An 18,810-nucleotide genomic window follows, 5' to 3' on the forward strand; every position below is an offset into this window, starting at 1 on the left:
TCAGTTATTAAAACGCTTTCTTATATGTTGCGCCAGCTTTACAATGCTAACTGATCATATGCGACGAGGCTGCGATCCTTTTCAATAAGACTTTATTTTTATTTCATTGATTTTGAAGCCCTAGCAGTTTCATTCAAAAAAAATATTTTATTTTTTTGAATTGGAAAGTTTAATTTCTATATTTGCAACCCCAAAGGAATACAACATAATGTATTAATTTGCGAAAGTAGCTCAGTTGGTAGAGCACGACCTTGCCAAGGTCGGGGTCGCGAGTTCGAATCTCGTCTTTCGCTCTAAATGCCTTCCTACCAGAAGGCATTTATTTTAAAGTTAACCTACCGAAGGATTTCGGAACAGGCTAATGCTCGGGTGGTGGAACTGGTAGACACGCAGGACTTAAAATCCTGTGCTTTCAAAGGCGTGCGGGTTCGATTCCCGCCCCGAGTACACAAAGGGAAGTCTGATCATTTTGATCAGACTTCCCTTTTTTTATTCCCGCTCAATTCTTTAGTAATCAAGTAAATAAATAAGTTCTGTGCATCATTCAATTTAGCGGTTCGGTAAGTCAAAACGAAGCAATTCACGAAATATCGGGCCAAGTTCCACATTAATCTATTTACGTCCACTATTGGCTGTACCTTTTTAAGTATGCCTTCTGCATATTTTTCACACGCGGCACGCATGCTCCAGTGAGGGCAATATGTGGCAAATATTCTTATTCAATTGTAGTTTTTATCATTAAAAAATATTAGATTAGCCATGCATTTTACTGTCTTATTTTACTGTCATTATCGATCTATTTTTAAAATCATCACATTACTAAACTAAATTAACAGCTATGAAAAATTTATTAAAGTACTTACTACTTTTAAACATTGCATTATTCTCTGTGGCTTGTCGCTCAGACAAGGATGGTCTTTTAGATGAACCACCAATTACGGCACCCACTGAATTCTACAAAAACGCAAACCAACTGGCTGCGACCTATGATCCTTCAAACAGTGTAAGCCAAACGATGAGGGATCAGGTTTACGATTTATATAAGAAACAAAAGTGGGGCGAACTGGAAACGCTATTTATAAACAACAATTTAAACGGAAAATGGCCACCTGCAAACGGAGGTTTCAATACAGTAGATGATACACCAATCACGATGGGACAAAAATACGATAGATACAGTGGTGCGATTGGAACCTACAGCGGAACAGGAGCTCCGACCTTGGGAGGAAGTTTTACAAGTCCAATCATCAATGGATCCGTGTATACCTTCGGACAAAGAGCTTTGAATCAACCGGAAAATACTTATGATTTTTATTATGAAATCGAAGTTTTAAATAATTCATTAAATTTCAAAGGCCAAACAGCAGATATTATTCCCTGGTTTAATCAGGTGGGCTATGGTAAGCAGACCATGTGGAAAATCCCGATCGATCCAGCGACTGGCTACCAAAAAACCTGGAATAAATTGGCCCAAGAAGGGTATATTAGAGTAACAATTAAGAAAAACCCAAGTGGAAAATATCCAGGAGCTGTGGGCGTAATTATTGCACAATAAAATCATTTAGATGTATTCCATTTCAAAAAAAATATTCATTGAAAAACAGGTTTCTGTTGCCAAAAACACGTTCAGTAATGCAGAGATCGGTAACTCAGCAGAAGTAAAATTCAAATGTTGTAACTGTGGCTATGAAAATATCGTTACAATAACACCCTATGAATCAGGCTTTCCGATTTTTCAATTATACAATAACGAAAAGGTTTTAGCTAAAAATGAATTATTAAAAAATAAAATTGTCTCCGAAACCTCCATAAATTTACTTCACTTTGGAGAATTGACAGTAAATGATTTACCAACATTGTACTTTGGGACAGATTGTCCGTCTTGTCATTCAAAATATATTTGTGTTTTCAGCTATGGTGAAAAACAACCTGGACTGACTTTGCTTACCATTTCCGGCGTATGGGAATATAGCGGAATTTAAGCTTGGATATCCCCAAAATTGCCATTTGTTTTTCAGCCAAGTGATTAGCAGGTTCATTTTAAAAGTTTTGGAAAAATATTTGTTAAAAAATATAGCTTATACTTGCGGGTACACAAAAAAAACGAAAGAAACCTTTCAGAAATGAAAGGTTTCTTTGTTTAACAACTTAAAGCTTCCCTCCTATTTTATTCGTCTTTTTTTTGAAAAAGATGCATAATTACATCCTCAACTATCCTAATTAAGGAATACTCCTGTCAAATTTTAGTTGTTTAACTGCGAACCTAACCACGATCCTAAGTATTTCAAGACAACAACTTACCAAAACAGATATATACCATTATTTGTTAATTTGACAAGCGTCGAAGAGCTTATTAAGCCTGCATAGAAAAAATGCCTGTGAAATATTAAGGAATTGATTTAAAATATTAATAAAACAGGATTGATATGAAAATAAAAACAGCTTTATTATCCGATCAAGATTGCGCAATTGGGATATTAACGCTGGCATTCAGTGTTGACCCAATGGCCAGATGGTCACTGCCAGACCCAGCAAAATATCTGGCAACCTTTTCTTCTATAGCAAAGGCATTCGGAGGAAATGCATTCGAGATGAAGACAGCATACATTAGCAGTGATTTGACTGGCGCAGCCGTATGGTTGCCCCCTGGTGCAAGCCCTGATGAAGAATCACTAATGAGGTTGTTCAATGAAAACACTAGCGACAACATAAAAAAAGATATGCATGGAATTTTTGAACAAATGGAAAAATTTCATCCTACCGAGCCACACTGGTACTTACCAATGATAGGTGTAGATCCCGTGCATCAAGGTTCCGGAATAGGCTCTGCGCTGATGACGGAAGCACTTAAAGCCGTTGACCGTGATGGACTTATTGCATATCTCGAATCTTCAAACCCTAAAAACATCTCGTTATACCAGCGTCATGGTTTTGAGGTTATCGGCGAAATTCAATCCGGTAGCTCACCTATTTTACGGCCCATGCTGAGAAAAGCACGATGAACCGACAGCATTTTTATTTTACTGCATTTGGATCAAATGTATTTGTCTTAGGCAGATCATTAATAAAATCCCTTATTAGCATCAGTACCTCACCAAAATGAGTATCTAGCACATCGTGTCCGCCATCTAAAATATGGATTTGCGCATCCGGTAAATCTCGTTTGTAACATGAAACTTCCTTTACTGAAAAAAATATTTCATACTTTCCCCATATAACGAGTGCTGGTGGTTGGTGATTGCGAAAATACTCCTGGTAAACAGGGAACATTTCAAAGTGGGTTTTGAAATCACAGTTTAATTCAAACTGCCTTTCGATATTACCTGGCCTTTTCAGAAACTCCCAGTCGAGCATCCACAATTCGGGGCTGACTTTAGATAATGCTTCTTCTGGAAGCCCACCGAAGTATTGATTTTTTATACCTTCCTTACTTAAGAATTTAATAAGCTTGTTCTTTTTTACGGGTGTTGGATTGTACCAATAGTCGATGTACTCGTCCCATTCAGGCCCCATACCTTCACGATATGCATTTCCGCTCTGAACAATTATACCAGCAATTTTTTCCGGATGGTTTATACATAATTGAAGTCCGATTGGCGCACCATAATCATGGAGATAAATAAAGAACCTATCTAGATTTATGGCAAGTGTGAATTTGTTTATCAAAGCTGATATATTCCCAAATGTATATTCGAAATTATCGGGCACAGGAAATTCACTGAAGCCAAAACCGGGGTAATCTGGTGCAACAAGGTGATACTGATCAGACATAGCAATCATCAGATTCTTGAAAGCTATTGATGAGGTTGGGAACCCATGTAAAAGCAATAGAGATGGATTCTTCTCCTCTCCGGCCTCTCGGTAAAATAGATCAATTCCATCAACTTTGATGGTTCTATTGTAAATTTGCCTTGACAATATATTTAAGTTTGCATAAAACCTTACAGATTAAATCTGCTAATAGCTTAAAAAACAACTTTTATACGGCAATTGTTCTGAGTTATTTTTAGGGGCTTTAGGCATAAGAATCCTAAAACAAAAAAGGCTTTCTTTGCCATAAAGAAAGCCTTTGCCAGAAGAATATCCGCTTAACTTAAGATAATCTGGTAATTTACGTTTACTCTTTTCGGATAATTGCTTTTCTCGTTGTTTAAGGAAACAAATGCCGCATTGCCATGAACTTCATTTTTCAACGCATGTTCATAATGCGATTGGATAACTTCCTGATAATCGTGCTGAAGGTTTTTCGTTGTTTCGACTAAAAGATTTCTATCATTCAGGTTTTCTGGCAATAATGTAATATCGCAGTTTCCGTCACTGATTTCTTTGACTAAGTATTTCATTTTTGGTTTTAAATCTTCGTTTCCTGTTTTATAAATAAGATTTCGAGAACGGTCAAAAATATGGTAAGTCTTTATTTTGTATGTAATCTAAAAGTTAATTTTTTACTTAAAATGATGTACAAATTTTAATGCAAGCTACATTACTATCGCTACATCATTTTAATTTCATTTCGATTGGCATGATTACTAATCTGCTTATTATTTTTTTGGTTGGATTACAGGCCAGCTCAAAACTGACCGCTGTGCACAGCATGCTGCTTAAACTATATTAAGGTTTTGCGTTAAAATAATTACTTAAGAAAACGCTCTGAAACTTAATCGCATTGGCCCAATAATCCCAGTTGTGTACACCGGGCCTGGCGGTAAAATCGTGAGGAATATTGTTATACAGGAGCTCATCGTGCAAACGTACATTCATTTTATAGAAAAAATCTTCAGTACCACATTCAATTGCAATAGCAAGTGATCCTGGCTTAATGCGGTAAATCATATCAATCACACTGTTCTGTTTCCAACGTTCTGGAAATTCATCCTGTGTTCCCAATCTTTTCGAGATATTCCACCCATTTGGAAAAGGTTTAATATCTACACCACCACTCATACTGCCTACGGCACCATAAACATCCTGGTGTTTAATGGCCAGGTATAGTGCGCCATGGCCGCCCATACTCAAACCGGTAATGGCCCTGCCCTTTTTTTCGGCTATGGTTTTATAATGTTCATCAATATAGCTTACCAGCTCTTTAGCCACATAGGTTTCATATTTCCATGCAGGATCTACCGGACTATCGAAATACCAACTGGTTACATTACCATCAGGGCACACAATAATAAACTGGTATTGATCGGCCAGATTTTTAATTCCTGGCACTTTTTTGGCCCATTCGGCATAGTTACCACCAGCACCATGAAGCAGGTAAACCACGGGGAACGTTTTTCCAGTTTTATAGCTATCGGGTTTAATTACCACTGCTTTAATATTTTTGTTCATCGATTTGCTAAAGGTTAAAGCGGTATCTACTTCCGCAGCACTTAAAACATGGCTAAACAAAAACAAACAGATGGCTATTAAAAAGCTATTTTTCATGGGGAGTTTTTAATTATTATTATAATATGGTGCTAAATTTATAAAATAACTGGATATTGTTTGCTATTTCTTCGAACTGACACCAAAAAATAATAATGTCCTGCTCATCTATTCCTTAAACAGCTAAAAAACTTTAAAACAATTTTATTACCTTTTGGTTGTTGAACGGTGAACCCATCTAAAAATGCTTAAAACCTACCCATTTTACATCAAAGCTCCTGTAATTCTTTTAGGATTAGTAATTACAGTATTTATAATGAGTGTGCTGAGAGATATTCTTGTGCCACTTGCTTTCGCTGCGCTAATTGCGATACTACTTAACCCACTTACCAATCGTTTCGAAAGAAAAATGCCTAAAATTGTAAGCATTATGCTTGCTATGATTATCGGTATTGTGGTTGTAATTGCCATACTCTATTTTCTATCCTCGCAGGTTGCCCACTTTTTCGACGATCTAGAAAGCATTAAACACAAATTATCGCAGCTTTTAGAAGAAATTAGAACCTGGCTACAAACTACCTTTGGTATCTCCTCGCAAAAACAGATGCAAATGGTTAACGATGCTGCAAATGGAAGTAAAGCCTTAATTGGCCAAACCTTAAGTGGCTTAATGGGCGTGCTCAGTGTCGTTTTTCTGATCCCTGTTTATACTTTTCTGATCTTGCTGTACAAAACATTGATCCTTAATTTTATTTATGAAGTGTTTTCGGAGGAGAACAAGCAAAAAGTTGCCGAGATTTTAGGCGAAACGAAAGCAGCAATACAAAGTTATATCATCGGTTTATTGATCGAAACTTCAATTGTTGCGGTAATGAACTCTGCGGCCTTGCTGATCCTCGGTGTACAAAATGCCATTTTAATTGGTGTTATCGGGGCAATATTGAACCTGCTTCCCTACATCGGCGGCATTATTGCCATAGCCCTACCTGTATTAATGGCGACTTTAACCATGGATGGTTTTACCACTCAATTATTAATTATAGGTGCTTATGCACTGATCCAGTTTATTGATAACAACATCCTTGTACCGCGCATTGTTTCGAGCAAGGTACAGATCAACGCACTTATTTCTATCGTAATTGTATTAATGGGTGCTGCACTTTGGGGTATACCCGGAATGTTCCTTTCCATTCCATTTATTGCGGTACTGAAAATCATCTTTGATCGGATTGATGGCCTTAAACCCTGGGGAAAATTGCTGGGCGATAATATCCCGACTGAACACATGGGGCAGGTGAAAAGGTTTAGAAGGAAGAAAAAACTTGCGACAAACTAAACATCGATATTCTTTTTTTGAAAACGATCGTTCAGCAGCTCTTCGGGAACAGCAGCCCCGTTATTCGCTATAGCTCCGATGAAGGATCGGAGGCTACCGCTGCTACCGGGTTTAGAAACAAGGGCTGGTGCAATAAATAGCAATTTGCCTATTGGCCCTTCTACTTCGTTACCATTAACAGACTTCAATAGAACGATCGTCATCTCCGACCGAAGCACCGCGGAGTGTTCCAAAGGAACTCCTTCGGAGGAGAGATCTTTAGACTATATTAAAAGATCTCTCCACTACGGAGATGACGATCATTCTAATCGACTCGCCTCTTTTAAATTCTCTTGTAATTCATATGGATTTTCATGCCATTAATTACCACTCAGGGTAACAATCCCTTAAAACCATACTCAGGAATAAAATCAATTCTGTTTACGCAATCTTCTTTAAGCCGTCCGATCAATTGTAAATTTTATTACTTTTGATTTCTTCTAATCAACATGAAACTAACCTCTTTTCTTTGCCTGACATTACTGTTTACGTCACTATTTTCCAAAAGCTTTGCTCAAAACAAGTTACAATCATCATCGTTCATCACTTTTAATGGTTACAGCCATACCGTAGCAGAAAAATTTGGAAAAAACGAAGCGGTAACCGTTGCTTTTTTAGGCGGGTCGATTACCAATATGGAAGGCTGGCGTGGATTGGTCAGTAACTATTTAGCCAAAACTTACCTACAAACAAAATTCAGGTTCATTAACGCAGGTATTCCATCATTGGGCAGTTTGCCACACGCGTTCCGTCTTCAGCGCGATGTACTCGACAGTGGAAAAATTGACCTCCTGTTTGTAGAATCGGCTGTTAACGACCATGCCAACAAAACTGCTGAACAAACACAGCGTCGTGCTTTAGAAGGCATCATCAGACATACTTTAAACAAGAACCCGAAAACGGATATCGTAATGATGGCTTTTGCCGATGAAGATAAAAATGATGATTTTAATAAAGGTAAAATCCCAACTGAAGTAAAAGTACACAGCGATTTAGCTGAGTATTATCACTTGCCATTTATTAACCTCGCTTTAGAAGTTGACAAACGTATTGCCAATGGTGAATTTACCTGGCCAGCTGATTTTAAAAACCTGCATCCATCAGCGTTTGGCCAACAACTTTATTTCAATACTATTAAAACTTATCTGGAAGAAAATCAGAAAAATGCCAACAAGAAAGCTTCGGCAGGTCTTCCTAAAATCATTGATAAATTTGCTTATACCAAAGGACAATATCTTAGCATTAATAGCGCCGAAAACTTAAATACTTTTAGCATTAATAAAAACTGGAAGCCAACTGACGGACTGGAAGGAAGACCAGATTTTGTCAACATCCCGGTGCTCGAAAGCAATACCAGGAACAGTACCTTCGATCTGCTTTTTAAAGGCAACACTGTGGGGATTGCTATTTTATCAGGTCCGGATGCGGGTGCACTTCATTACCGGATAGATGACGGAGAAGAAAAAATGATCGATCTGTATACACAATGGAGTTCAAGCTTGCATTTGCCATGGTATCTGCTACTCGGCGATCAACTCGCTAATGGACCGCATAAATTAAGTGTACGGATCAGCGATCAGCACAACTCAAAATCTACAGGTTATGCCTGCCGCATTGCTTACTTTTTAGTTAATTCAAATTAATCGTCTCTTATTGGTCTGGATTTGCCATACAGATCTAATTAACAGCAGGCTTTTGCAAGCTGTATAAATTAATATATATTTGATACTTAATCGTTTTAGTTTGATCATAATCAAACAACATCAATATTCATTTGCTTATATAAACCCCCTTCCATGAAAAACATTAAAATAATTATCCCTGCACTTTTAGTATTGTTTTCTGCCTGCAGTGAGGCCACCAGAAACACCACAAATAGTAAAAGCGAAAGCATGCCTCAAACTACTGCCAATAAAACCGATTCGCTTGAGGTTAAAATGAAAATAAATGGCAATGTAGCTACCGGCGACCCACTATTGCTAAGGTTTGTAGTGTACAACAATACCGATAGTATAAAAACTTTCTGTATCTGGCATACACCTTTCGAGCCTTTAATGAGCAGTTATTTAAGCATTACCAACGAAAAAGGAGAAGAAGCACAGTACAAAGGCGCAATGGCCAAAAGAGTAATGCCACCGCCTGCGTCGAGTTATTCGAAGGTAAACCCAGGTGATAGCCTGGTTGCAAATGCCGATTTACTTAAAGCCTACGACCTGAAAAAAGGATCGAGCTATAAAGCAGTTTACACAGGCGGAAATATGAGCGGCTTAGTATCCAAAGACACCGTTACCTTTATTTATACGGAACTGCACTAGCATTCAATTCCGGATTAAAGAACAAAAATATTCGATAATTTTTAGTGATTTAGGCTTAGTTGATTGTATGGAGATGCACACAGGTATTTAAATTAATTACCTGTGTGCATTCTTTTTATCTATGGTTAACCATTTCTCTAATTGTAAAGCTTAGCTAAGCAATACAATAGTGGCATATTACCCCTTAATTTGTCGCATTTACTCTTTCCGAGTTGTTAAAGTTCCTATAACTTTATTAAAAAATTAAACACCTTAGAACATGGAAAATAAAACATCAATCACCGTAGAAACGACAGTAAATGCACCCGTAGAAAAAGTTTGGGAATTTTGGAATAATCCGGATCACATTACTAAATGGGCTTTTGCTTCACCAGATTGGCATACCCCTTATTCAGAAAACGATTTAAAAGTTGGCGGTAAATTTAAAAGCACTATGGCGGCAAAAGATGGCAGCATGAGTTTTGATTTCGGCGGAACCTATACCACGGTTGATCAGCATAAAAAAATCGAATATACCATGGAAGATGGCAGAACGGTAAGCATTGTTTTTGATACACTGAGCGAACAAACCAGGATAACCGAAACTTTCGATGCCGAATCTACCAATCCGATTGAAATGCAACGTGGTGGCTGGCAGGCCATTCTGGATAATTTTAAAAGTTATACTGAGGAATCATAATACCTTATTATAAACAGGCTGTATCATATTTGAAATTCCATCCGTCCTTCGACAGACTCTCCGTAGGAGTCCTTTGGACAGGATGACAATTTAACTGTTATGATACAGCCTCTTCTTATTTTTAGCAGCAGAAACTGTCCCTTTTTACTCCTTAAGTAACAATTCGATTATTATTTGATTCGCATAATTTTTGATTTGAACCGAATACTTTGATATAACGATCATCATTTACATTTGCCGTGTAAATTATACACTATGTCTCGTATATCTTTATTTTATTTTTCGTTATTATTCTTTATCAGTTTATCCATCGGCATAAATGCACAAACACTTAGCCTTAAGCAAGCTGTTAATACTGCATTAAGCAATTATGGCACCATTAAGGCTAAAGATAATTATGCCAATGCATCAAAATCATCAATTCAACAGGCCAAAAGAGAATATCTACCAAACTTCAGTTTAAGTGCCCAACAGGATTATGGCACCATTAATGGCCAAAACGGACCGCAATATGGACTTGGTGGTTTGGGAACGGCCTCATCTGGTCCTGCTCTAGACCAACAAAACTGGAATGCTGCATTTGGCGGACTCTATCTGGCCAATGTAAACTGGGATTTCTTCACTTTTGGAAAAATCAGAGAACGCATTAAAATTGCCGATGCTGCATACCAAAGAGACAAAAATGACCTGGAACAGGAAAAATTCCAGCAAGAAATCCGTGTTTCTGCGGCCTATTTAAATCTGCTGGCTGCACAAAGGTTAAGCAAATCGCAACAGAAAAATCTCGATCGCGCTGTTACCTTTAAAAATACTGCCATCATCAGGGCTAAAAATGGTTTAATTGCAGGAGTCGATTCTTCTTTTGCAAAAGCCGAAGTTTCCAATGCCAAAATCGCTTTAACAAAAGCTAAAGATTTAGAGCAGGAACAGGCCAACCGTTTGGGTGTGTTAATGGGATTAACCGCAACCTCATACGAGTTAGATACCGCTTCAATTACGCGTATCCCTGGCAACCTGCTGGAAGATACATTAATCAAAAGCTCACATCCACTATTAAAGTTTTACCAAAACCGTGTTGATGTTAGCCAGCAACAGGTTAATTATTTTAAAAAATTATACTACCCTACGCTTAGTTTATTCGGTGTAATGCAGGGCCGTGGTTCGGGTTTTGGTCCAGGTTATGCCTTAGATCAGGCTGCTTATTCTACCAGTTATACCGATGGTATAAACCCTACCCGCGGAAACTATTTGATTGGCATAGGAATGACCTGGAACCTATCAACCTTACTTAAAAACCGCCCGCAGGTACGTGCACAAGAATACATAAGTCAGGGTTTAAAAGAAGAATATAATCTGGTTGATCAGCAACTTAAAGCACAATTGGCACTTGCAGAAACTAAACTGACCAACGCTTTGGCCAATTACAGAGAAGCGCCTATCCAGGTGAAAGCAGCATCTGATGCTTATCTGCAGAAAAATACGCTTTACAAAAACGGGCTCACCACGTTGGTAGATCTTACACAGGCCCTGTTTACCTTAAACCGGGCCGAAACCGATCGGGATATTGCCTTTACCAATGTTTGGCAGGCCTTATTGCTAAAATCGGCAGCACTCGGCAATTACGACATATTTATCAACGAATTTTAATCTGGCTATATTAATGAATTTAATACGTTTCGCACTCCGCAAACCCATATCCATCTTAGTTTTGGTGGCTGGATTGTTCTTTTTCGGTATTGGGGCCATCAATCAGATCAAGGTTGATATCCTTCCGCAGATGAATCTTCCGGTAATTTATATTGCCCACCCTTTTGGCGGATATACCCCTGATCAAATGGAGGCTTATTTTGGCAAACAATATGTTAACATCCTGCTTTTTGCAAACGGTATTAAAAGTATCGAAACCAAAAATACGCAGGGTTTAATGTTAATGAAGCTAACCTATTACGAGGGTACCAACATGGCCCAGGCAGCTGCAGAGCTAAGTGCGCTATCTACGAGGGCACAAGCTATTTTCCCGCCAGGTTCGCAACCACCATTCGTGATCCGTTTTGATGCTTCATCGCTTCCCGTTGGACAATTGGTATTAAGCAGCCCTACCCGCACCAACAACGAATTGCAAGATCTGGCCAATACATATGTGCGCCCTAGTTTTTCAGCTATACCAGGTTTACTCTCTCCTGCCCCTTTTGGTGGTAGTCCAAGAACAATAGAAATAAATGTGAATCCGTCACTTTTGCGTTCACATAACCTGACGGTAGACCAAGTGGTTGAAGCCATTAGGCTAAATAACCAGACCGCGCCTTCAGGAAATGTTAGGATTGGTGATAAAAACTATATTACACCAACCAATTATACCATTAAAAAGGTTAAAGATTTTGAAAACATTCCCTTATTTAAAGGCAGTGTACAAAATTTGCAGCTCCGCGATGTAGCAACCGTTAAAGATGGAGCCGATTTAGTAGCAGGTTATGCCTTAATCAACGGCAAACGCTCGGTGTATTTAAGTATCGCTAAATCTGGAGATGCCTCCACCTGGGATGTGGTTAAAAACTTAAAGAAAAACCTACCGAACATCCAAAATACCTTACCCGAAGATGTTAAGCTTTCTTATGAGTTCGACCAGTCTGTTTATGTAATCAACGCTGTAAAAAGTCTGATCAGTGAGGGGGCAATCGGTGCGATATTAACAGGTTTAATGGTTTTACTTTTCTTGGGCGATAAACGTGCGGCATTGATTGTAATCCTCACCATTCCAACATCTATTATTGCTGGTGTTTTATTTCTAAAGTTATTCGGACAAACGATCAACATCATGACCCTGAGCGGATTGGCCTTAGCAATTGGTATTCTGGTAGATGAATCGACGGTAACGATAGAAAACATCCACCAGCATTTTGATATGGGCAAACCCAAGGCCCTGGCCATTTGGGATGCCTGTAAGGAAATTGCATTCCCGAAACTGTTAATCCTGTTTTGTATCCTTGCTGTATTTGCACCCGCCTTTACCATGACAGGGATTCCAGGAGCATTATTCTTACCCTTGGCATTGGCAATCGGCTTTTCGATGGTGGTTTCATTCCTGTTATCTCAAACTTTCGTACCCATTATGGCCAACTGGCTAATGATTGCACACCCTAAAAAAGGCAGTGAACATCACCCGGGCGTTACACAGGATGAAGCTGATTTTGCAGCAACAGGCATTACACTCGAATCAGAAAAAGATACCTTGAACCAAAAAAGAGTACTGGTTGAGCGAGAAGATTTTAGTGGCAATGGCAAAATTGGTTTCTTTGATAGGTTCCGGAACCGTTTTATGCGTTTCCTTGACCGGATACTGCCTTATCGAAAATCTGTTGTTTTAGTTTATTTGGTGGTAATTATCGGTTTAGCAGCCCTCTTGTTGGCTAATATTGGTCGCGATGTTTTGCCAAGAGTTAACTCAAGTCAGTTTCAGTTGCGTTTACGTGCACCTGATGGAACACGTTTAGAACGTACCGAAGAAAAAGCAAATGTGGTTTTGGCTGAGCTCAAAAAAATGGTCGGCGAAGAACATATGGGTATGTCATCCGTTTATGTTGGTCAACACCCTGCCCAGTTTTCGGTAAACCCCATCTACCAGTTTATGGCAGGGCCGCACGAAGCTGTTTTTCAGGTAAGTTTAAAAGACTTTGAGGAAGATATGGACGATTTTAAAGATCAGTTCAGGGAGAAAATAAAAAAAGTCCTGCCTGATGTTAAACTTTCTTTCGAGCCGATTGAGCTAACGGATAAGGTATTGAGCCAAGGCTCTCCTACCCCTGTTGAAGTGCGTATTGCAGGAAAAAACAAAAAGCTGAATGAAAAGTATGCCAATAAAATCCTCGCAGAACTGAAGGAAATACCTTACATGCGTGATGTTCAGCTAGCACAGCCCATTAAATATCCATCATTAAATATTGATATCGACAGAACACGTGCAGCACAGATCGGGGTAGATATGGCCGATATTTCGAGATCGTTAATTGCCTCAACTTCATCATCACGTTACACGGACAAAAATATCTGGTTAGATGAAAAAGCGGCTTTGCCTTATAGTGTTCAAGTTCAGGTACCGCTTAACCAAATGACCAGTAAAGATGATATTGGAGAAATTCCGCTATTAAAAAATTCGGCACGACCAGTTTTGAGTGATGTGGCAAAAATTACTCCTGATACCACGGCAGGCGAAAACGATAACATTGGTGCTATGCCTTTCCTATCGGTAACGGCAAACCTTTACCATATGGATCTTGGTGCAGCATCAAAAGATGTAGAAAAAGCCATTGCAGCCGTTGGCGAACTGCCAAGGGGATTAAATGTTACCGCCATCGGTTTAAGTAAAGTGTTAACAGATACTTTAGACAGTTTACAATCGGGTTTATTTGTGGCCATTGTGGTCATTTTCCTGATGCTGGCAGCTAATTTCCAATCCTTTAAAGTTCCATTGGTTATCTTAGCTACTGTACCAGCAGTTATTTTAGGTTCACTATTGTTATTAACCATTACCGGATCAACCTTAAACCTGCAATCGTATATGGGGATTATCATGTCAGTTGGAGTATCTATCGCCAATGCGGTATTGCTTATCACCAATGCAGAGCAACTAAGAAAGCACAATGGCAATGCACTCGAATCGGCACGCGAAGCCGCAGCATTACGTTTACGCCCAATTATCATGACGAGTATTGCGATGATTGCGGGTATGTTGCCAATGGCCATCGGTCATGGCGAAGGTGGTGGAGCGGTTTCGCCACTAGGCAGAGCAGTTATTGGTGGTTTATTGGCCTCAACATTCGCTGTACTCATTATATTGCCACTGGTATTTGCATGGGTACAGGGAGAACAGACTACCGATTCGATGTCGCTTGATCCGGAAGACGAAGAAAGCATCCATTACATTAAAGGTTTAGAAGAAAACGAATAAAATCATTATCATAAATGAATACGAAGATATTTTCAACAGGATTATTGAGTACAGGATTTTTAGTGCTAACGGCCATGTATGGTTGTGGACGCTCCGAATCGAAAGTAACACCCAAGAAAGAAAAAGAAGCAGCTATAGCCACCTTCGATCTTAAAAAAGAGAAGTTATCCACCAAACTGAGTTTGCCAGGCGAATTAATTGCTTTGCAACAAGTTGATCTATACGCTAAAGTAAGCAGCTTTGTAAAAACCCTAAAAGTTGATATCGGCTCAGAAGTAAATAAAGGTCAACTGTTGATGACTTTGGAAGCACCTGAAATGACTTCCCAACTGGCTGCAACACAGTCGCGGATAAAAGCACAGGAAGCCATTTATACTGCGAGCAAAGCCAACTATAACCGTTTATACGAAACCAGTAAAACTCCTGGAACGATCTCTACAAACGACCTGGACCAGGCTATGGCAAAAAAAAATGCAGACCTTGCACAGCTTGAAGCAGCAAAGGCGGCTTATAAAGAAGTGAGTTCAGTTCAGGATTATTTAACGATCAGGGCACCTTTCAGCGGAATTATCTCAGCCAGAAATGTAAATTTAGGAGCCTACGTTGGCCCAACGGGTAAAGGCTCTGATTTACCTTTATTTACTTTACAGGATCAGAAAAACCTGCGCTTGGCCGTTTCCATTCCAGAAATTTATACCGGATATTTAAAAGCTGGTGATGAGATTAGTTTTACGGTTAAATCTTTGCCTAGCCAGACCTTTAAGGCTAAAGTGAAACGTTTATCAGGCGCTTTAGATTTACGCTTACGTTCTGAGCGTATTGAAATGGATGTACCAAATGTTTCGAAGATTTTATTACCAGGCATGGTTGCTGAAGTGAACATTCCGCTTCCGGCCAATACCAGCACCTTTATTGTTTCTAAAAAAGCATTATTGGATACCAGCGAAGGATTATTCGTGTTAAAAGTAGCTGGTAATAAAGCGGTTAAAGTAGGCATAAAAAAAGGCCGTGAAACCGACGACAAAGTAGAAGTTTTCGGCGATTTAGCAGAAGGTGACAAATTAGTGGCAGAACCAACCGAGGAAATGCGCGTAGGAATGACGATTAAACCATAACTTTACCTGTATTAAGCACTTAAAATATGTTATCAAAAAATCAAGAGCTTTCTACCCTTCAAAAAAAGGAAACATTAGAGGATTTTTACAATAAATTAAAAATCACAAGGCCTGAAATACCTACGCCAAGCTTAGGGATGATCAATGATATCGGGCACTTTAATGTTTTTAACAGAACTACTGTTTGCAGTAACGTACCATCCGTTTTTAGCCGCAGAGATTTTTATAAAATTTCGCTGATCATAGGTAATGGGATTTTGCACTACCCTGATGCGCAGATTGAAATTAAAGGACGGGCGTTACTATTTACCAATCCGAATATTCCATATTCATGGGAAAGTACTTCGCCAAAACCTGCTGGTTTCTTCTGTTTGTTTACCGAGAATTTTATCCATAACCGTAACGAAACCCTTCGCGATTCTTTATTGTGGCGTATTAATGATAGTCCGGTAATTCATATTAACGAAGAACAGGAAGTTATCTTAACAGATATCTTTACTAAAATGATGAAAGAAATGGATGGCGATTACATCCATAAATACGATCTGTTAAGAAACTATGTACAGCTTATTGTTCACGAAGCACTAAAGGTTAAACCTCAGGAAACTGTTTTTAAACAAAATAATGCATCGGCACGTTTAACTTCCTTGTTTATCGAATTATTGGAAAGGCAGTTCCCAATTGGTTCTACAGAGCATATTTTGGAGCTGAAAACAGCCCACGATTTCGCCTTCCGCTTGTTGGTGCATGTAAATCACTTAAACCATGCGGTAAAAGAAGTAACTGGCAAAACCACTTCTGAGCACATTTCGAGAAGGGTAGCAACCGAAGCGATGGCCTTACTGAAACATACAGAATGGAGTATCGCGCAGATTGCCTATTGTTTAGGTTTCGAGTACCCAGCGAATTTTAACATATTTTTCAAACGTCAGATGCAATGCACCCCAAAGGGTTTTAGAGTAAATTGATCATAATCGTATTAAACCTAGTCGTTTAACAAGTGAAGCGCCAATCCTGAAATGAGGAAACGGCGCTTTTTTTTATGTAGTCATCCGTCATTTCGAGCGTAGTGTAATAAACCTGGAATCTACGGAGACGGTCGTCACCCTGAACTTGTTTCAGGGTCTTATCAATAATGATTTTCAAAAAAAGATGCTGATCCCGATGTAATAGAATTGGGACAGCAGGACGCACCTTTGAATGAGATCTCCTGCATTAGCGACTTTTTTGACATTAAGGATTAAATTTATCCGGTCTTTAACCAGCCTGTAATACTCATCCTTTGTTTATTGGTAAGCAAAACCTCGTGAGCCAGGTCTGAACTTTTAAAGAAAACACTTTTACCGTTATTGGGTGAGATATGCTGTTCCTCATTAACATGATAAATACGTAGCTCTCCACCATCTTCTTTTTTCCAATCGCTGTTCAGATACATAATCATCGAATATTGTCTGCTTCCGCTGTTCTGAAACTGATCGATATGTTTTTTATAGAACGTGCCCGATTCGTAAAGTGTATAATGAAATTCGTATCCGGTGATCCCCGTATAACAGGTACGGTTTAAATAAACCACAAATTCGTCTATCAGATCGAAGAAATCATTTTCATGTTGGTTATTATGCTTTCTGTCTAACCAGTAAATCACATCACTTCTAATCAACTTGTTTTGATTCACAACCGTATCGTTACCCACGCCAGCATTTAAAAGTTTTTTATTTTCAAATAACCCGATCAGGTTATCTTTAAGATGAGCCGCTAAAGAAACACTTAAAAAGTTTTCGGCAATGCCCACTTTATCTTCGATAAAACTATCGATAAGGCAATCAAATATTTTTTCCAACAGATTGTATTAATCTTAAAACGATATGCCTAAGGAATGTAAGGTAGTCTTATTTAATGGCTAAGATGTCATTTCTAAAATTTATATTTGAAACCCCAAAGTGCTACCTATGCAAAACATTTTCCCCGCCCAATACTCCACCTTATCAGCCGCTGCTTTAAAAGATCATTTAATTGAAGTTTATCAGTTGGATCCATTTACAACCTGTCGGTTACTTATCAGAAACGTAAGCGACACATATATTCTCGAAAATCTAAGCCAGAAATATATCTTCAAAATCTACCGCGATGCACACCGCAAACGCAATGAAATTGAAGCTGAAGTAGAATTGCTCAATATTTTAAAAGCAAATGGAAACTCAGTGTCTTACCCCATAACCAATGTAAATGGGAAACAAATTCAGCAGTTTAATGCCATAGAGGGTTTAAGAAATGGCGTGATGTTTTCCTTTGCTGAAGGAAAAGTTATTTTGGATCTGGAAAATGCACATCTTGTTCAATTGGGCCAAGACATTGCCACCTTGCACCAAAGTACTTCTACAATAAAGCTGAATAATGCAAGACCGATATTCAACTTTGAAACGACTTTATTTGAACCTTTACGCGATTTAAAACCTCATTTTACAGAAATGCCCGAGGAATTTGAATACCTGACCAACATTGCCAATAAAGTGGTTAAAAAGTTTGAAGGATTTGATACTTCAAAGTTCAGCTACGGCTATTGCCATTATGATTTTTTTCCAAAGAATTTCCATTTTGATGAAGCGGGAAAAATTACCTTTTTTGATTTCGATTTTGCAGGTGAGGGTTACCTGATTAACGACTTAATGTCGTTCCTTAACCATTATTTCTTCCATCAATTAAATAACCTAATCTCCAAAGAACAGGCAGAAAAGGACTTCAATACCTTCTTAAATGCTTATCAACAAGTTAGACCTTTAACTGATGATGAATTAAAAGCCATTCCCTATCTGGGTATCACTTTTCATATTTTCTTCCTGAAATTCTTTTATGATAATTACGATGATTGGTCGAATGTCTTCTTAACCCCTCGATATACGAAACACCGTGTAACGCAGATTAAAAAATGGGAAGAAATGTATTGTAACTTTTAGGCAATGCTACCTCAAATCTCGACATCCTTTTTTATCTTGTAAAGTAATTCAAAATCA

17 protein-coding genes and 2 tRNA genes are annotated in these 18,810 nt (G+C 38.6%); 14 read left to right on the forward strand and 5 right to left on the reverse strand.

From position 1 onward, the window contains the following. Window positions 1–220: 220 nt before the first annotated feature. The 5 genes from EYS08_RS09080 to EYS08_RS09100 all read left to right on the forward strand — a co-directional run bounded on the left by EYS08_RS09080 (window position 221) and on the right by EYS08_RS09100 (window position 3,002). Window positions 221–293 (forward strand) — tRNA-Gly (locus EYS08_RS09080). Between the two features lie 70 nt (window positions 294–363). Further along, window positions 364–447: transfer RNA gene (locus EYS08_RS09085), tRNA-Leu, on the forward strand. A 391-nt stretch (window positions 448–838) separates the two neighbouring features. Beyond that, the gene (locus EYS08_RS09090; protein WP_131029725.1) at window positions 839–1,555 is read left to right on the forward strand and encodes a glycohydrolase toxin TNT-related protein; all 717 of its coding nucleotides are present in this window, start codon (window positions 839–841) and stop codon (window positions 1,553–1,555) included. Window positions 1,556–1,565: 10 nt separating this feature from the next. After that, the gene (locus tag EYS08_RS09095; RefSeq protein WP_131029726.1) at window positions 1,566–1,982 is read left to right on the forward strand and encodes a hypothetical protein; all 417 of its coding nucleotides are present in this window, start codon (window positions 1,566–1,568) and stop codon (window positions 1,980–1,982) included. A gap of 444 nt (window positions 1,983–2,426) precedes the next feature. Then, the gene (locus tag EYS08_RS09100) at window positions 2,427–3,002 is read left to right on the forward strand and encodes a GNAT family N-acetyltransferase (protein ID WP_131029727.1); all 576 of its coding nucleotides are present in this window, start codon (window positions 2,427–2,429) and stop codon (window positions 3,000–3,002) included. Window positions 3,003–3,015: 13 nt separating this feature from the next. Here the strand turns inward: EYS08_RS09100 and EYS08_RS09105 are convergent, their stop codons facing one another. The 3 genes from EYS08_RS09105 to EYS08_RS09115 all read right to left on the reverse strand — a co-directional run bounded on the left by EYS08_RS09105 (window position 3,016) and on the right by EYS08_RS09115 (window position 5,430). Further along, entirely contained in the window at window positions 3,016–3,918 is a 903-nt protein-coding gene (locus EYS08_RS09105; RefSeq protein ID WP_165456412.1) for an alpha/beta fold hydrolase, read from the reverse strand. Window positions 3,919–4,088: 170 nt separating this feature from the next. Next, window positions 4,089–4,343 (reverse strand): hypothetical protein, encoded by a 255-nt coding sequence (locus EYS08_RS09110; protein WP_131029729.1) that lies wholly within the window; start codon window positions 4,341–4,343, stop codon window positions 4,089–4,091. A gap of 268 nt (window positions 4,344–4,611) precedes the next feature. After that, window positions 4,612–5,430 carry an alpha/beta hydrolase gene (locus tag EYS08_RS09115; protein WP_131029730.1) on the reverse strand — a complete coding sequence of 273 codons (819 nt, stop codon included), beginning with the start codon at window positions 5,428–5,430 and terminating at the stop codon, window positions 4,612–4,614. 184 nt (window positions 5,431–5,614) lie between these two features. Here EYS08_RS09115 and EYS08_RS09120 point away from each other — a divergent pair, with 184 nt between their 5' ends. Then, complete coding sequence (locus tag EYS08_RS09120; protein ID WP_131029731.1) at window positions 5,615–6,706, forward strand: AI-2E family transporter; 1,092 nt, start codon at window positions 5,615–5,617, stop codon at window positions 6,704–6,706. Here the strand turns inward: EYS08_RS09120 and EYS08_RS09125 are convergent. Continuing rightward, on the reverse strand, window positions 6,703–6,909 hold the full coding sequence (locus EYS08_RS09125; RefSeq protein WP_131029732.1) for a hypothetical protein: 207 nt from the start codon (window positions 6,907–6,909) through the stop codon (window positions 6,703–6,705). The two genes, EYS08_RS09120 and EYS08_RS09125, sit on opposite strands and share 4 nt — an antisense overlap. A 285-nt stretch (window positions 6,910–7,194) precedes the next feature. Here EYS08_RS09125 and EYS08_RS09130 point away from each other — a divergent pair, with 285 nt between their 5' ends. The 7 genes from EYS08_RS09130 (at window position 7,195) to EYS08_RS09160 (ending at window position 16,767) form a co-directional block, all read left to right on the forward strand. Then, on the forward strand, window positions 7,195–8,388 hold the full coding sequence (locus EYS08_RS09130; RefSeq protein WP_131029733.1) for an SGNH/GDSL hydrolase family protein: 1,194 nt from the start codon (window positions 7,195–7,197) through the stop codon (window positions 8,386–8,388). Window positions 8,389–8,541: 153 nt separating this feature from the next. Further along, a complete protein-coding gene (locus tag EYS08_RS09135; RefSeq protein WP_131029734.1) occupies window positions 8,542–9,060 on the forward strand; it encodes a protease in 519 nt (172 codons plus the stop codon). Window positions 9,061–9,319: 259 nt separating this feature from the next. Then, complete coding sequence (locus EYS08_RS09140) at window positions 9,320–9,739, forward strand: SRPBCC family protein (RefSeq protein ID WP_131029735.1); 420 nt, start codon at window positions 9,320–9,322, stop codon at window positions 9,737–9,739. 255 nt (window positions 9,740–9,994) lie between these two features. Further along, a complete protein-coding gene (locus EYS08_RS09145) occupies window positions 9,995–11,386 on the forward strand; it encodes a TolC family protein (protein WP_131029736.1) in 1,392 nt (463 codons plus the stop codon). Window positions 11,387–11,399: 13 nt separating this feature from the next. Further along, on the forward strand, window positions 11,400–14,684 hold the full coding sequence (locus EYS08_RS09150) for an efflux RND transporter permease subunit (protein WP_131029737.1): 3,285 nt from the start codon (window positions 11,400–11,402) through the stop codon (window positions 14,682–14,684). A gap of 14 nt (window positions 14,685–14,698) precedes the next feature. Continuing rightward, window positions 14,699–15,799 carry an efflux RND transporter periplasmic adaptor subunit gene (locus tag EYS08_RS09155; RefSeq protein ID WP_131029738.1) on the forward strand — a complete coding sequence of 367 codons (1,101 nt, stop codon included), beginning with the start codon at window positions 14,699–14,701 and terminating at the stop codon, window positions 15,797–15,799. A 26-nt stretch (window positions 15,800–15,825) separates the two neighbouring features. Next, a complete protein-coding gene (locus tag EYS08_RS09160; protein WP_131029739.1) occupies window positions 15,826–16,767 on the forward strand; it encodes a helix-turn-helix domain-containing protein in 942 nt (313 codons plus the stop codon). Window positions 16,768–17,045: 278 nt separating this feature from the next. Here EYS08_RS09160 and EYS08_RS09165 read toward each other — a convergent pair whose 3' ends face one another. After that, on the reverse strand, window positions 17,046–17,639 hold the full coding sequence (locus EYS08_RS09165) for a 2OG-Fe(II) oxygenase (RefSeq protein ID WP_131029740.1): 594 nt from the start codon (window positions 17,637–17,639) through the stop codon (window positions 17,046–17,048). Between the two features lie 109 nt (window positions 17,640–17,748). Here EYS08_RS09165 and EYS08_RS09170 point away from each other — a divergent pair, with 109 nt between their 5' ends. Beyond that, window positions 17,749–18,753 (forward strand): phosphotransferase enzyme family protein, encoded by a 1,005-nt coding sequence (locus EYS08_RS09170; RefSeq protein ID WP_131029741.1) that lies wholly within the window; start codon window positions 17,749–17,751, stop codon window positions 18,751–18,753. Window positions 18,754–18,810: the final 57 nt, after the last annotated feature.

Origin of the sequence: Pedobacter kyonggii, assembly GCF_004310665.1 — a bacterium.
Classification (GTDB): Bacteria; Bacteroidota; Bacteroidia; order Sphingobacteriales; family Sphingobacteriaceae; genus Pedobacter; species Pedobacter kyonggii.